General features: G+C 61.0%; 17 protein-coding genes. 5 read left to right on the top strand and 12 right to left on the bottom strand.

The genetic code is table 11. The features are described from left to right. The first annotated feature begins 136 nt into the window (after positions 1-136). Both DX923_RS04430 and DX923_RS04425 read left to right on the top strand, forming a co-directional pair. Positions 137-895 carry a hypothetical protein gene (locus DX923_RS04430; protein WP_162872776.1) on the top strand — a complete coding sequence of 253 codons (759 nt, stop codon included), beginning with the start codon at positions 137-139 and terminating at the stop codon, positions 893-895. Between the two features lie 250 nt (positions 896-1,145). Beyond that, positions 1,146-1,946: a hypothetical protein gene (locus DX923_RS04425; protein WP_116112974.1), complete on the top strand. Its 801-nt coding sequence runs from the start codon at positions 1,146-1,148 to the stop codon at positions 1,944-1,946. A 26-nt stretch (positions 1,947-1,972) separates the two neighbouring features. On the opposite strand, the gene DX923_RS04420 is transcribed toward DX923_RS04425, so the two are convergent. From DX923_RS04420 to DX923_RS04375, 10 genes are all read right to left on the bottom strand, one after another. Continuing rightward, entirely contained in the window at positions 1,973-2,254 is a 282-nt protein-coding gene (locus DX923_RS04420) for an acylphosphatase (protein WP_116112972.1), read from the bottom strand. A 67-nt stretch (positions 2,255-2,321) separates the two neighbouring features. Continuing rightward, a complete protein-coding gene (mutM, locus tag DX923_RS04415) occupies positions 2,322-3,200 on the bottom strand; it encodes a bifunctional DNA-formamidopyrimidine glycosylase/DNA-(apurinic or apyrimidinic site) lyase (protein ID WP_116112971.1) in 879 nt (292 codons plus the stop codon). Continuing rightward, the gene (gene rnc, locus DX923_RS04410) at positions 3,193-3,996 is read right to left on the bottom strand and encodes a ribonuclease III (protein ID WP_116112969.1); all 804 of its coding nucleotides are present in this window, start codon (positions 3,994-3,996) and stop codon (positions 3,193-3,195) included. The genes mutM and rnc overlap by 8 nt, the downstream gene beginning before the upstream one ends. Before the next feature lie 10 nt (positions 3,997-4,006). Further along, complete coding sequence (gene rpmF, locus DX923_RS04405) at positions 4,007-4,201, bottom strand: 50S ribosomal protein L32 (RefSeq protein WP_116112967.1); 195 nt, start codon at positions 4,199-4,201, stop codon at positions 4,007-4,009. A gap of 1 nt (position 4,202) precedes the next feature. Then, the gene (locus DX923_RS04400) at positions 4,203-4,781 is read right to left on the bottom strand and encodes a YceD family protein (protein ID WP_116116154.1); all 579 of its coding nucleotides are present in this window, start codon (positions 4,779-4,781) and stop codon (positions 4,203-4,205) included. Between the two features lie 133 nt (positions 4,782-4,914). After that, positions 4,915-5,415: a pantetheine-phosphate adenylyltransferase gene (gene coaD / locus DX923_RS04395; protein ID WP_116112966.1), complete on the bottom strand. Its 501-nt coding sequence runs from the start codon at positions 5,413-5,415 to the stop codon at positions 4,915-4,917. Between the two features lie 28 nt (positions 5,416-5,443). Further along, complete coding sequence (locus tag DX923_RS04390) at positions 5,444-5,899, bottom strand: hypothetical protein (RefSeq protein ID WP_116112964.1); 456 nt, start codon at positions 5,897-5,899, stop codon at positions 5,444-5,446. Positions 5,900-6,178: 279 nt separating this feature from the next. Beyond that, positions 6,179-6,799: a 16S rRNA (guanine(966)-N(2))-methyltransferase RsmD gene (rsmD, locus tag DX923_RS04385; protein WP_116112963.1), complete on the bottom strand. Its 621-nt coding sequence runs from the start codon at positions 6,797-6,799 to the stop codon at positions 6,179-6,181. A 4-nt stretch (positions 6,800-6,803) separates the two neighbouring features. Then, the gene (locus tag DX923_RS04380) at positions 6,804-9,047 is read right to left on the bottom strand and encodes an ATP-dependent DNA helicase RecG (RefSeq protein WP_116112961.1); all 2,244 of its coding nucleotides are present in this window, start codon (positions 9,045-9,047) and stop codon (positions 6,804-6,806) included. A 49-nt stretch (positions 9,048-9,096) separates the two neighbouring features. Next, entirely contained in the window at positions 9,097-10,725 is a 1,629-nt protein-coding gene (locus tag DX923_RS04375) for a DAK2 domain-containing protein (protein WP_116112960.1), read from the bottom strand. 245 nt (positions 10,726-10,970) lie between these two features. Between DX923_RS04375 and rpmB the strand changes: the two genes are divergently transcribed. Further along, the gene (gene rpmB / locus DX923_RS04370) at positions 10,971-11,165 is read left to right on the top strand and encodes a 50S ribosomal protein L28 (protein ID WP_006501343.1); all 195 of its coding nucleotides are present in this window, start codon (positions 10,971-10,973) and stop codon (positions 11,163-11,165) included. A gap of 73 nt (positions 11,166-11,238) precedes the next feature. Here the strand turns inward: rpmB and DX923_RS04365 are convergent, their stop codons facing one another. Next, positions 11,239-12,237 (bottom strand): thiamine-phosphate kinase, encoded by a 999-nt coding sequence (locus DX923_RS04365; RefSeq protein ID WP_116112958.1) that lies wholly within the window; start codon positions 12,235-12,237, stop codon positions 11,239-11,241. A gap of 88 nt (positions 12,238-12,325) precedes the next feature. On the opposite strand from DX923_RS04365, the gene DX923_RS04360 reads away from it, so the two are divergent. Continuing rightward, positions 12,326-12,559, top strand: coding sequence for an Lrp/AsnC family transcriptional regulator (locus DX923_RS04360; protein ID WP_006501345.1), 234 nt, complete (start codon positions 12,326-12,328; stop codon positions 12,557-12,559). A 16-nt stretch (positions 12,560-12,575) separates the two neighbouring features. Then, positions 12,576-13,067 carry a DUF3515 family protein gene (locus DX923_RS04355; protein ID WP_116112956.1) on the top strand — a complete coding sequence of 164 codons (492 nt, stop codon included), beginning with the start codon at positions 12,576-12,578 and terminating at the stop codon, positions 13,065-13,067. Positions 13,068-13,080: 13 nt separating this feature from the next. Here the strand turns inward: DX923_RS04355 and DX923_RS04350 are convergent, their stop codons facing one another. Continuing rightward, positions 13,081-14,202, bottom strand: a complete 1,122-nt coding sequence (locus tag DX923_RS04350) for a D-alanine--D-alanine ligase family protein (RefSeq protein WP_116112954.1) — start codon at positions 14,200-14,202, stop codon at positions 13,081-13,083. Position 14,203: the final 1 nt, after the last annotated feature.

Below are 14,203 nucleotides of genomic sequence, written 5' to 3'. Positions count from 1 at the left end.
CTGCGACGATGCCACTCATCGGCAGGTGGGGAACAGCAGGCTCCCGGGCTCGATTCACGGTTCATCGAAGCTCCCCCTAGGCTGACAGGCACTGATCGTGGACACCTACACCATGCATTGAGGGGAACTCCATCCCATGAGTCTTCGTCGCGGCTTTGCCGCTTGTGCCCTACTCCCGTTCGTCCTTACCGCATGCGGCGGATCCGACAGCAACGACTCGAGCGCGAAGAAGAACGCCGCACCAGCGGCTTCCGAAAAGAATCTCATGCAGCTCTGTGAACCTGGTAAGACTGTCGATAAAGCAACTTTCTTGGAAGCCACCAAGAGTGATGCAGACAAGAAAAAATCGTTCCATTTTGCTGGCACTCTTCCGCCGAGCCCGGAGGGGAAGAGCACTCTGGAAGCAGATATTGATCGCACCGACAGCAATTCCCCCAAGATGTCGATGCGAATCACGTCCCCGAAGAAGGCCGAGACGCATATCATTCTCATCGGCAAAGACACTTACATCATGTCACCGGAGAGCAACAAGAAATATCAGAAATCGGTCGCCAAGGACACCGATCTCATGGCTTTCGCGAAAATGAGCTTTGCAAACGGCGAGATCGACGAAAGCACGGAAAGTATCACCTGCGTCGGCAAGGAAGATCTCGACGGCAAAAAGACCAGCCGCTTCTCCATGAAGATGCCCGGACAGCCAACTCAAGGAGGGAACGCGGCAGGCGCTCCCGGCGGCGCCTCGGACAAGTTCGACTTCTGGTTCGATGAAAAAGGATTCCGTGTAAAGGGCGCCATGCCCTCCGGGGAGTTCACTTTCTCCAAGTGGGGAGAAAAGCCGGCGATCAGCGAACCACCAGCCAACCAGGTCACGCAGGCTCCGGCCGCCAAGCCCTGACCAAGTCAGTTGCGGTCATCCGCCTTCGCCGGGTGACCGCAACCTGAGTCTCCCGATTCCTCTCGATCCGGCCCTGATGGGCCCCCTCCTCGTCGCATGGTGATGATGCACTCTTCCATCACTCGCCCAGGAGCTGGGGAAAAACCCTGAAAGGTCATGTCCCCCGTTACGCTGGAGTGGTTCCGTTCCATCAGACATGGCTCGTACCGCTTCGCAGCACCCTCACCACGAGCCCCGGAGAAGGAGATCTATGAATTCCGCCCTAGCCCGACGGCTGACCATGCTGGTGCTGGCCGCACCCCTGGCGCTCACGGCGTGCTCGGGTGGATCCTCCCCCCAGCCCACCAGCGCAGCGACTTCCTCTGCTCCGAATCTGGGCGAACTCCAGCCTGGGCAGCAGATCGACAAGAACAAGTTCTTCGAGACAGCCCGGTCCGGCGTGAAACAGCTGAAGAGTCACAGCTTCACGAGCGAGTACGGGAAATCCGGGTCTGTCATGTCTTCGTCAGGCGTGATCGACAATTCTGATCCTGGAAATGTCAAACGCCAGGTCACGATGAAGAGCCCCACTGGAAAGTCACAGGACTTCATCGTCGCTGACAAGTTCTTGTACTCACGGACGAGCAATAGCAGCGAGAAGTGGATCAAAGCACCTGTCGGACAACGAGCCGATCAGATCCTAGCCTCGGTAAGTGCCGTCCCTGACGACAGCAAGAACCTCGTCCAGCTGATCACCTACGTCGGTGAGGAAGACGTCAACGGGAAGAAAACAAAACGCTTCTCACTGACCTTGAATGCACCCAGCGGGAGCACTGCCGCAGCGACAGGTGATGCGAGCACGTCCAAGGTCGAGTACTGGCTCGACGACAAGTATCTTCCCCGCAAGATGGTCAATGTGGTCAACGGGCTCCCCAGCACCACTTTCTATGACAAATGGGGAGAGCCTGTCACCATCAATGTCCCGCCTGAGGACCAGGTGACACTGGCGCCTTCCACTACACCTCCGGGCTCGCCTGCCCCTGCGGCCAGCAGCCCGGCGAAAAACAACTGATCAAAGTTCTTCGCCGAGGGTGTCCCTCAACGCTCTGTGAACCCATACAGGTCATGACGTAGGCATCCCGGCTGTGTCACTGCTGATTCGACACAGCCGGGGCGCCCTGCAGTGCTCGGGTTCTCTGTCAACAAGGCGTGCAAGCGCTCCAGAGCTGTAGGGTCGCCCTGAGCACACACCTCGACACGGCCATCTGCCATATTTCGCGCGAAACCAACCAGCCCAAGCTCCAGGGCATGTGCCCTGGTCCACCAGCGAAAACCCACGCCCTGCACTCTGCCTCTGACGAAGATAGTGACCTTTTCCATGGCGAGAGCGTAGACAGCGAACGAACGGCGCTGCTTCCCGATGTCAGATTCCAGGCTTACCGATGACTTAGCTCGGTAGCAGCTGGCACTGTGGGCAGAAATGCGAAGACCGGTTCATGAATGCCTCGCGGACGATGGGCGTCCCGCAGCGCCGACAGGGCCTGCCAGCCTGGCCGTACGCAGATAGTTCGCGAGAGAAGTACCCGCTGGCCCCGTTGACGTTGACATAGAGTGCATCGAAGCTCGTCCCGCCTGCGTCCAGAGCCTCGGTCATGACCTGGCGAGCATGATCCAGTGTCCTCAGGAGGATGTCTAAGCTGAGCGAAGACGCCAACTGCTCACCATGAAGCCCAGCCCGCCATAAAGCCTCGTCTGCGTAGATATTTCCGATTCCGCTGACAAGTCGCTGATCGAGCAGCGCACGTTTGACAGCCGTTCTCCGCTTGAGCATCGCTGTCGCTACATCCGCCGGCACGAAACCCTCTTCCAAGGGATCTGGTGCGATGTGCTCAATCGAAGCGGGGACACCGTGAATCAGCGAAGAGCGTGCCAGTTTACGGTCGGCGACCAGCTCAGACCAGGCGAGCCCGCCAAAAGTCCGTTGATCGATGAAGCGAAGTTGCGGTCCGTGGTCATCGAAGTCGAAGGTAGCGTGCTGATGTTTGTGCCGAGGGTTCTGCTTCGGAGAGACAAGGACCTGGCCACTCATCCCGAGATGGACGATCAGGGCCTCCGACGAAGGCTCCAAGACCAACCAGAGATATTTGCCACGCCTCTCCACAGCCACGCAACGTTGGCCTGTCACCCGCGCTGCCAGGTCTGAGGGCCCTGCGAGATGACGTCGAGCGACTCTCGTGCCCGACAACTGCAACGAGGCGATGGTACGGCCGAGGACATGTTCCTGCAGACCTCGCCGTACCACCTCCACTTCAGGAAGCTCAGGCATGTGTTCCCTGCACGTCGGCAGGTCCTTCAACCGCTTCTACCGTGTCAGCCGCATTCCTGGTCGCGATCTGGGCACGGCGGTCCAGCTCCGTCCAGGCAACCTCGGCGGCGCGTTGCTCGGCTTCCTTCTTGGAATGTCCGACGCCTTCGCCGAGAACTTCTTCGCCGATCACTGCACGCGCAGTGAAGACCTTCTCGTGATCGGGTCCGTTCTCGGAGACTTTGTACTCAGGAACCCCATAAGCACCGGATGCTGCGAGCTCCTGCAGGCTCGTCTTCCAATCCAGGCCAGCACCGAGCCTGGTTGACGCCTTCATCAGTGGGTCAATCAGGTGATGCACGAAGACCCTGGAAGTCTCGATTCCCTCGGCCAAATAGACCGTCCCGATAACCGCCTCGACGGTATCGGCCAGGATCGAGGCTTTATCACGACCTCCGGTCGCTTCTTCACCTCTCCCCAACAGGAGGAATTCACCCAACCCGAGGGTTCGACCGACTGCGGCCAGTGCTCGCATGTTGACGCAGGCCGCACGAAGCTTTGCCAGCTGTCCCTCGGCAAGGTCAGGATGATCGCTGTACAGCGATTCGGTGACGACAAGACCCAGCACCGAGTCACCTAGGAACTCCAGGCGCTCGTTGTTGGGGATCCCGCCGTTCTCATAGGCATAACTGCGATGTGTCAGAGCATGACGAAGAGCGCCCTCGTCGAGCCGCACCCCGAGGATCTCATGGATCCGATCGACGAGCTCGACCACCGGGCGTTCTTCACCACGTCCGCTCTTGTGGCTGGAAGCCATGCTTCGCGGGTCAGGCCTGGTGCTCGCTGCGCTCCGCGACGGCGTAGTGACGCCCGTTGTAGGAGCCACAGGACGAGCAGGCGATGTGCGGCATCTTCGGCGACGAGCAGGTCGGGCACATCGCCAGAGCCGTCGGCGTGGCCTTCCAGTTGGCGCGACGGGAACGGGTGTTGGAGCGCGACATCTTCCGCTTGGGGACGGCCACGTCAGTTCCTCTTCTCTTCAACGTGGACGCCCTCGGTCTGCAAAAGACTCGTGAGTGACGCCCAGCGGGGGTCGATGATCTCGTGGGAATGCTCCAAGTCATCGGCAAGGGGTTGACCGCACTCGGAGCACAGACCGGGACAATCCGTCCGGCAGACCGGCTGGAACGGCAGCTGCAACACCACCGCGTCTCGGAGTACAGGCTGAAGATCGAGCAAGTCTTTCTCCAGCACGTACTGGCCTTCGTCGTCGCCTCCCACCTCTTGGTGGTGGGTCGCGCGGTCGGCGTAGGCGAACAATTCCTGGAAGCGAGCCAGAACTGGCAGGCTCATCGTCTCCAGGCATCGCACGCAGGCGCCCCGTGCAACCGACTCGACCGTTCCTGAGACGAGCACCCCTTCCAGGACTGACTCGAGTCGAGCATCGATCTCGAGCTCTTCCCCGGCAGGGATAGCAATGACTTCCGTACCCATCTCGTCATCCAGCCGGACGACGCGCTGGAATTCGCTCATCGAACCTGCACGTCTCCCCAGAACTCGGGTGTCGAGCACCAGAGGACTACGAGGATCTACGCTGTTCATGGCTTCCACATCGTCGGCGGGACTTCTTTTTCAGAACGGCCTTGCCAACATCGACATAGACCGACTTACCACTGTAGCGTCCGGCCCTACTGTGCCCCAAATGCCTCTCGAACAAGCCGGAGAACAGCCGGTATCAGTGCGAACCCGCCAACCTGTCCTTCAAGGCTTGCTGTACCGGGGCAGAGACCAGGCCTGAGATATCCCCGCCCAAACGCGCCACTTCCTTCATCAAGGACGAAGAGACCTGGCTGTAAGTGGGTTCCCCGGGAAGAAAAAGTGTCTCGACCCCCGTCAAATGACGATTCATCACCGCCATCGGCAGCTCATAGCTGTAGTCCGTCTCCCCCCGCAGCCCCTTGATGATCGCTTGAATGCCCAGATCCCTACAGACATCGACCAAGAGACGATCGGCGAAAGTCACCACCTTCACCGTGGTCAGACCTGCAGATGAGAGTTCGCCCTCAACCAACTCGAGTCGCTCCTGCGGAGTGAACATCCCCTGTTTGGCCGGGTTGTGCAGAATCGCGACCACGACCTCGTCGTACAGGGCACAAGCCCTCGTGACCACATCCAGGTGGCCAAGGGTGACCGGATCGTAGGACCCGGGACAGACGCAGCGACGGACAGCACTCACGTCGCAAAACTTAACAGTGAGTCCACGCTCAGGCGGACTTGGCACTCAGATCTGCCCGCAAAGCCTCCGGAGTCGGGTGGCTGACGGCATCTCCATTCCGCAGAATGGCGGTCGGCACCACCTCCGCGCCTCCGTTCACATCCCGCACGAAAGCTGCAGCCTCGTCATCAGCCCACACGTTGACCCAGAGGATCTGACCAGAAACAGAACGAAGCGCCGAGCGCAGACGCAAGCAGCCCCAGGACCCCGGACGCCAGTAGACCACCACAAACCCGTCACGCACATGACGCTGCTGCGCATCCCAATGGGTCAACGACCTGTCCTGCCGCAAAGGTGAGGACAGCCAGGCACCCCCGAGACACACGGCTATGACGGCCATGCCCCATACTGCTGCGTCGGCACCGATGAGCATGGCGCACAAGGCCACCCCGGTCACGACCCATACAGCGGCATGCCGCCAACGAGCTCGCTGCGATCTGCTCACTCGCTGGACTCTATCCGCGGCTCATGTGTGCACATGACCACTCACGGCATAGGTGGCCTGTTCGTAATCGAGACGCAACCAAGCAGAGACCCAGCTGTCACCCTCGCAACCGGATGACGAAAAGAAGCACCAGGAACATCTCAAGAAGGGCAGGACCACAAGACCCCCAGCAGGATCCTCAGATTCACCACTATCCAGCTGCTTCGGTGAAAGAAGAAAAGCCAAAGACCGCCGCAGAGAACAGTACGGTCCGGCCTGCGAACCTTCCACAGCGCTCACCTACGAACTTTCCGACTCATCGAATAGCGCGGTGGTCAAATCCAGTTCCGCGAACCACAATTGCGTTTCGCCGTATCGCTTCTCCGAAAAGCGCCGAAGCCCTCGAGGCCACTCAGGTTCCGGTGAGCGGGCGGACCGCTCCACCACAACCATGGCTGTTTCAGTCAACCAGTGACGGCGCATGAGCAGTTCCAGGTCTTCACAGAGACGTTCTTCAGCCAATTCATAAGGTGGATCAGAAAAGACGAGATCGTAAGCCTCACCCGTCGGCCCGCTGTCGAGCACACGTTGTACGGATTCGCCCCGGACCGTTCCGGAGCACCGATCAGCGGCCCCACGGCAGGCCTCAGCCACCTGAGCGAGATTCCGCCGCGCCACGCCTGCAGCGGCACGCGCCTGCTCCACCAGAACGACGTGTTGCGCACCACGGCTCATCGCTTCCAAGCCCAAAGCCCCTGAGCCTGCGTAGAGATCCAGCACACGAGCGCCTTCCAGGACCCCGAGATGATCCAGACGAGAGAAGAGCGCTTCCCGGACCCGATCGCTGGTCGGCCTGGTGCCCGCTCCCGAGGGAGTGGCCAACCTCAAACCACCGGCCACGCCCGCCACGATACGTGTCATCTCTTCATCCTCGTTCCAGGAAAGCTGCCCGTTCTGCATCCATCATCTGGTTGACCGCTGCCGCCAGAGCCGGGTACCGGCTCAATGACGCGTCCTCCTCGACAATGGCGAGCGCGTCCTCCCTGGCCTGAACGATGATCTGCTCATCGGTCCGAACCCTCAGCACTTTCAACGAGGAAGATCCACCAGCTTGCCTGGCGCCCAGAACGTCTCCCTCCCTGCGCTGCTGGAGGTCCAGACGGGACAGCTCGAAGCCATCCACCGTGGCTGCCACCGCCCCGAGTCGATCCCGAGCGGTCGAAGCCTGCGAACCGGTCACTAGCAGGCACAGACCAGCGGCAGTGCCTCGGCCGACTCTTCCGCGTAGCTGATGCAATTGGCTGATCCCGAAACGGTCGGCGTCCAGTATGACCATGAGCGTCGCGTTGGGAACATCGACACCGACCTCGACGATGGTGGTCGCCACGAGAACATCGATCTCCCCTGCGGAGAAGGCGTTCATCACGGATTCCTTCTCCTCGGACGGAAGCCGGCCATGCAGGAGCCCGATCCGTAGCCCTTGCAGTGCTGGATGCATCTGCAACTCAGTCAGAGTGGCCAGTACGCCTCTGGCCGGGCGGGGGGGCGCACCATTGGTCTCTCCACCAGGGGAATCGAACCGCGGAAGTGGATCTCCCCAGTCGTCGTACTCCCTCTCCTCGTAGAAGTTGTTCTCCTCCGAGAAGGCGAAGACGTCGGTGTCGTCGTCCGGATCGCCGATCCGAGGACAGACCACATAGGCCTGATGCCCGGCGCGGACCTCCTCACCAAGTCGCTCCCATACCCTGTCGTACCAGCGGGCGTTGTCCACCACGTGGGAGACGATCGGCGAGCGCCCGGTGGGAACCTGGTCCAAGACGGACGTGTCCATATCTCCGAAGACCGTCATCGCGACGGTGCGAGGGATCGGCGTCGCTGTCATGACCAGAACGTGCGGACTGCCTTCCTTCGCTTTCTTCCGCAGGGCGTCACGCTGTTCCACGCCGAATCGATGCTGTTCGTCGACCACCACCAGCCCCAGGTCCGCGAAGTCGACTTTGTCCTGCAGGAGCGCGTGGGTGCCTACGACGATCCCCGCCTGACCTGATGCCACTTCGAGTAAGGACCTACGGCGTTCGGCGCTGCTCTGATGCCCGGTGAGCAGGGTGATCGTTGTTCCCTGTGCAGCTCCGCCGAGTAGTCCGCTCTGAGCCAGATCGCCGAGCATTCCTCGGATGGAGCGGAGGTGTTGCGCGGCCAGGACCTCCGTCGGTGCCAGGAGCGCGGCCTGCCCGCCTGCGTCGACCACGGCAAGCATCGCACGCAGCGCGACAACGGTCTTCCCCGAGCCCACCTCTCCTTGGAGAAGCCGATTCATCGGGCGTCCCTGAGCCAGATCGGCGAAGATCTCTTCACACACCTGTTGCTGCCCCTGTGTCAGGGTAAAAGGCAGCCTTCGGTCGAACTCGGCCAACAGCACTGAGTCCTGTGTATTTCGGGGAACTGCCATCGCACAAGCCTGCTCGTTCCGACGTTTGGCCAGTACGGTCTGCAGGACAAGCGCCTCTTCATACTTCAGCGCCCGCATTCCACGATGGTGGTCCGCATGTCCTTTGGGCCGATGGACCAGCTCCATGGCTTGCACGAAGCTGGGCAGATTCCGCGCTCGCCTGATCTGCTCCGGCACCAGTGCGGGGGGCTCCTCCATCATCAGAAGCGTCTGCACGACCAGACGACTGATCGTGAAGGAGGGCAGTTTGGGCACATCGAGGTAGATGGGGAAGAGTTCGACGCCGTCCAGGGGAGCCGAATCGATGCGGCTCTCTTCGTCGAACACCTCATAAGCAGGGTGGGCCAGCTGCCATCGAGCACCGTATCGACCGACCTGACCGGCGAAGATCCCACGGACTCCCGGCTTCAACGCATGTTCGTGACCATAGGCGGAGAAGAAGGTCAGATCGATCTCCTGCCCACCGCTCGTGCGAACAGTGGCGTTCAACATCCGTCCTCTGCGTTGCCGCATGGTCCGAGTGGCTGCTGTCACGACCTCTCCGACGAAAGCAATCGGATCTCCTTCGTGAAGGGAGCCTAGATCGGTCTGTCGGTCCAGATAACGCCGCGGCAGGAACCACAGAAGGTCTTCCACAGTAGCCAGGCTGCGCTGAGAGCTCAGTTGTTTCGCTGCGTGGGCAGGAAGGGCGTTCTTCAGCGGTGTACGAAGAGTGACCAATGTTCGTCCTTTCCCAGCAGCATTCCGCGTCCATCGGAGTACAGCGCTCTCACTCCACCCCGATCAGGAAGGCATATTCTTCCGCTTCGCTGGACAGACAACGCAGCTCGACACCGGGATATTGCTCTTTCAGCAAAGCAACCAATCCAGCCCGAGAGTTACATCGACCGAGGTCGGCGGCGGCGCCGATGACGAGGGTGAGGATTTCGCTGTCCGGTGACAGTAGAAATCGGGTCAGAGCGAGCACTGCATCGGTTTCCCCGTGGGTGCCGAGCACCACTTCGTCCTCGACGACGGCGACCCATGTAGCCGGCCCGCCAGTTTCACTGTTCACCGACGGTTGGATCAGCCCTGTCCGACATCCTCTCGCTGCGAGAGACATCGTCCGAATGTTCTCGGCGCCTGGCCTACCGGAGTCGTACACGGAGGCCGCAGCCAACGTCGAGATCACGCAACCCGTGGTCAGGATGAAGCGTCTCGGATCGTCGTCAGGGGGCGAGCTGTCCACCTTCTGAGCGGTTGTGTCCACGATCAGTACGACGGTGTCCTCCGGATCAGCCGGGAGACCTTCCTCGACGACAGAACGCTTCATCACCGCAGGATCGGCAACTTCGAGTCCGCTTCCGGTGAGCACCGCCCTGGACGTGTGTTCGGAGGCGACCACGAGCAATTTGCTCCCTGTATGCAGGTCGGTGACCCGTACCTGTTGGGGCGTACCGTGTCTGCGAGCCAGTTCCAGAGCTGCCCCTGGCTCGCAGGTATGGATGTGTACAGTCGTGAAATTCGCGCCACCGGTGACTGCCACGCTATCGCCGACAGTCTCCAATTCCTTGCACAGCAGGTTCCGTCGTTCCAGGCCGATATGGGGAAGGGTGAACATGACCTCACGACTGTGAACTGCACTGTTTCCAGACGCACCGGTAGCCGCGCCAGCACCCTGTGGCCGTTCTGTGCGGTGTGTGTCGCGGGTCATGGTCCTCGAGGCCACTTTCCAGTTCTGTTCGGTGTCACTCCGCCTCTGTCCGGCCTTACCGCCGGTCACGGTTTCGGCCAAGACACGCAACATGAGCACGTAGCCTGCTCCCCCGGCGTCGACAACACCTGCCTGGTCCAGAACAGGCAAAGTCCGAGGAGTTTCTTGCAGTGCGCATTCGGCTGCCGTCAAAGCCGCAGCCACTACCTGGTTGAAGGATCCGCCAATGCGTGCGCAGCTCAGAGCCCCCTCTGCGGCAGCATCGGCCACGGTGAGGACCGTGCCTTCCACGGGACTTGCCACGCCCTGCCGTGCATGCTCAGCCATCCGCGCCAACGCGAGAGCAAGCCCCTTCGCGTCCAAGTCCTCTTCGTCGTACTGGGGGTTCTCTGCAAGCACCTCCGCGAGCCCGCGCAACATCTGGCTGAGAATCACACCGGAGTTGCCACGTGCGTTCAATGCCGAGGCGCTGGCAAGTGCATCGGTCACGATCGAAAGCGGAGCTTCCTTGATCGAAGCTGAGCGTTCCAAGGAACAGAGTGCAGCGTGGAAGGTGAAGCGAAGATTACTTCCGGTGTCGCGGTCAGGTATCGGGAAGACGTTGAGGGAGTCGAGGCTGTCTGCGCTGGAGTTCAAGGCCGCTCGCGTGGCTACCGCCCAACGCCAAGCTTTCTTCGAATCCAGCCGTTCGATCACCTCTGCCACAGATGCTCCTTCGATGAAGCGATCACTCTTAGCGAAGATTCACAGGCTTTCAGGGCAGAAGGCTAACCGTCCTCTCCGAGAGGACATCATGCCCTGACTTCACTCGAAACTCTCACCTGATCCGCCACTGCATTTGGGCTTGCGCCCTGCCCTCGGCTACGCTTGACCGGTTCCCTTAGTACGGAGGTAGTTTTTCGTACCTGGGGAGTCCCACGATCATCATCACGTCCCCGTAGGAGATTCCCGTGGCTGCCAACTGCGATGTCTGCGGCAAGGGGCCGACCTTCGGTCACAGCATCTCGCACTCACACCGCCGCACGAACCGCCGTTGGACCCCGAACATCCAGCGGGTCAAGGCGTTCGTCGGCGAAGCAGGTGTCACCCCGAAGCGGCTCAATGTCTGCACTTCCTGCCTGAAGGCAGGAAAGGTCAAGCGCTAATTCTTTAGCGTTCGTCGACGATAACCGTTCCCCTAAGCGGGAACGGTTTTTGTCGTACCCTCAGTAATAGACTTCACCCGGCGAAATGATCCCAGCCGCCGCCTTGCCTACGTTCTCCGTCCACCGTCACCCCTTCCCCGGACAGAACCTCCCCAATCTTGCGAAAACCACTAGGGAGAGCCACATCAGGGGGAAAGACGCCGAGTAGAGCGTGCTCTTCGCCACCGGTGAGCACCATCTCCAAGGCCTTTTCTCTGCCCCACACCGGAGAAATCACCTCGATGTCCATCGCCAGCTGCTCAGAGGAAAGCGCAATCCTTACCCCGCTGGCCGATGCAATGCGCCCTGTGTCCCGGATCAGTCCATCACTGATATCGATCAAGGCGTGAGCGCCGGCATCAGCAGCTCGCGGGCCAGCAGACAACGGTGGACGAGGGACCCGATGCACGGCCACCAATTCCTGAGCCACTGCCTCCTCAGACATATCTGTACGTCCCGACTGAAGAAGAGCCAATCCAGCTCCTGAACGACCCAACGTTCCGGCTACTGCCACGACGTCCCCCACCTGCGCCCCCGAGCGGAGCACCGGAGCCCTCCCCTGGAGGTCGCCGAAAGATGTGACCGAGAGGACCACCACCGCAGTAGGGGCAGCGCCCAGGTCCCCCCCAAGAACAGGGCAATCAGCTTCCCGAGAGGCTTCGCCGATTCCCCGCGCCAGCTCCCTTACCCAATCCAGCCCAGTATCTTCCCCAGCCAGCAAAGTGACCAGCAGGCCTGCAGGAGCCGCCCCCATCGCGGCCACATCAGCGAGGTTCTGGGCCACGATCTTGCGGCCGACATCCTCGCCTGAGGACCAGTCGTCCCGCCAATCGACATCCCTCATCGAGGCATCGGTCGAGGTGACGAAGCGGCCGTCTCTCGCCGACATCACAGCAGCGTCGTCACCTGGCCCGACCAACACCCGGCTGTCCGGGGAGGTCATCAGCGGCAAAATGACTCGAAGCACTTCTTCTTCGCTCAGGTCGCCGAGTCGGGCCCGGCTCCCCTGCAGATTCGACGGGACAGTGGACATTGTGCAGTGTTCCTCCGCTCGAAGTTGTCAGGGCAGGGTAGCGTGCTCCGCGTGGGAGGTTCCCGCTGAAGACACGTAGGAGGTTCGCATGGTCCAGGCTTACATCCTCATTCAGACCGAGGTCGGGAAGTCCTCGATCGTTGCCAATACCATCGGTGAGCTGGACGGCGTCGTCGAGACCGCAGAAGTCACTGGCCCGTACGATGTGATCGCGCATCTCGAGGCCGAGTCCATCGAAGCATTGGGCAAGCTGGTCATCGCCCGCATCCAGGAAGTGCCGAGCATCACCCGGACCACGACCTGCACGGTCGTACACGTCTGAGGAGCAGTCGTCGCAGATGACCTCTCGCCTGACCTTTCATCACACGACGAGAGGCCGATGGGCTTTGTCCTCACTGGTCATCTGCGCAACCCTCCTCGGAGGAGGGTACTGGTTCGTCACCGGACGTGAACCATCCGCTGCCTCGGCAGGACATGCGGCTGACGAGGCATGCTCCCATGTCACCGAACAATGGCCCTCCCAGGTAGGTGGTCAGCAGCGAAGAGCTGTCCGCGGGAACCCGACCGCTGTCGCTGCGTGGGGAAAGCCCGCGATCATCGCCCGCTGTGGTGTCGACACACCGGGGCCGACCACTGACGAATGCATTGCTGTCAACGGAATCGACTGGGTCGGTCGTCGACTCAACGACGGAATGGCCTTCGTCACCTACGGGCGTTCACCTGCGGTCGAGATCCTGGTCCCACGGGAGTACGCCCCAGAGCCCCTCTTGTTGGGTGCTTTCGCGGAGGCGGCTGGACAGATCCCTCAAGGAAGACACACCTGCCGTTGAGTCGAGCGTCGACTCAACGCAATCCGAGTCGACGCTCCAGAGCCAGCTCGACCAGCTCACTGATCAGCTCTGGATAACTCATGCCGGTCTCCGCCCACACCTGGGGATACATGGAGGAGGGGGTGAACCCCGGCATCGTGTTGATCTCGTTGATCACGATGCGCCGGTCTGGTGTGTAGAAGAAGTCGACCCGCGCCAAGCCCTCACAGCCTGCAGCAGCAAAAGCCGTCAAAGCCTGTGCACGCATCTTGTCAGCGTCCTCCGAGGGGAGGACGGCCGGGCAGGACAGCCTCACATCTTCGGAGTGGAGGTACTTCGCATCGAAATCATAGAAATCGTGCCCATGCTCCACCGCAATCTCGCCGAGTTCGCTCACGCGATCAGGACACCCGGAACGGCCTTCAAGAACGCCGCACTCGATCTCCCGGCCGAAGATTCCTTCTTCGACCATGACTTTGGGGTCGTGCTCCCGGGCCGTCTTCACCGCAGCACGCAGCTCTTCCGGGCCAGCGACGCGGACCACGCCCATGCTCGACCCCGCCCGGCATGGCTTGACGAACAAGGGATAGGTGAGCTTCTCACAGCGCGCCAATGCACCTTCAGCGTCTTGGACCCAGTCCTTGTCGGTGATGACGACATAAGGACCCACATCCAGCCCGGCCTCGAGGAAAACCAGTTTCATGAACTGCTTGTCCATCATGAGCGCGGAGGCGAGCACGCCTGAGCCGACATACCGGATGTCCGCAAGATCAAGCATGCCCTGAATCGTTCCGTCCTCCCCGAACGGCCCGTGCAGGAGCGGGAAGACGACATCGACCTCGCCCAGCGCGGCAGGAGCACGATTCGGCTCGAGCACCGTCCATGACCCTTCGGTACTACTCATGGGAAGCACGACCTCGGCCGCATGCTGGGGGACGGTCGGCAACTCTTGACCGGCGAAAGTCAATTCGCGAAGGTCACCTTCCTGGAGCACCCATCGCCCGTCTTTGGTGATCCCGATCGGGATCACCTCATACCGATCTTTGTCAATCGCGGCGAGGACACTGGCTGCGGTGACACAGGAGACCGAATGCTCGGAGGACCTCCCTCCGAAGACCAGTGCTATACGGGGCTTACGAGATTGCTGCGTGCTCATC

The organism is Austwickia chelonae (genome assembly GCF_003391095.1).
In the GTDB taxonomy this organism is placed as follows: Bacteria; Actinomycetota; Actinomycetes; order Actinomycetales; family Dermatophilaceae; genus Austwickia; species Austwickia chelonae_A.
The sequence above is the reverse complement of the archived record's forward strand: the minus strand, read 5'-3'. Positions and strand labels throughout refer to the sequence as shown.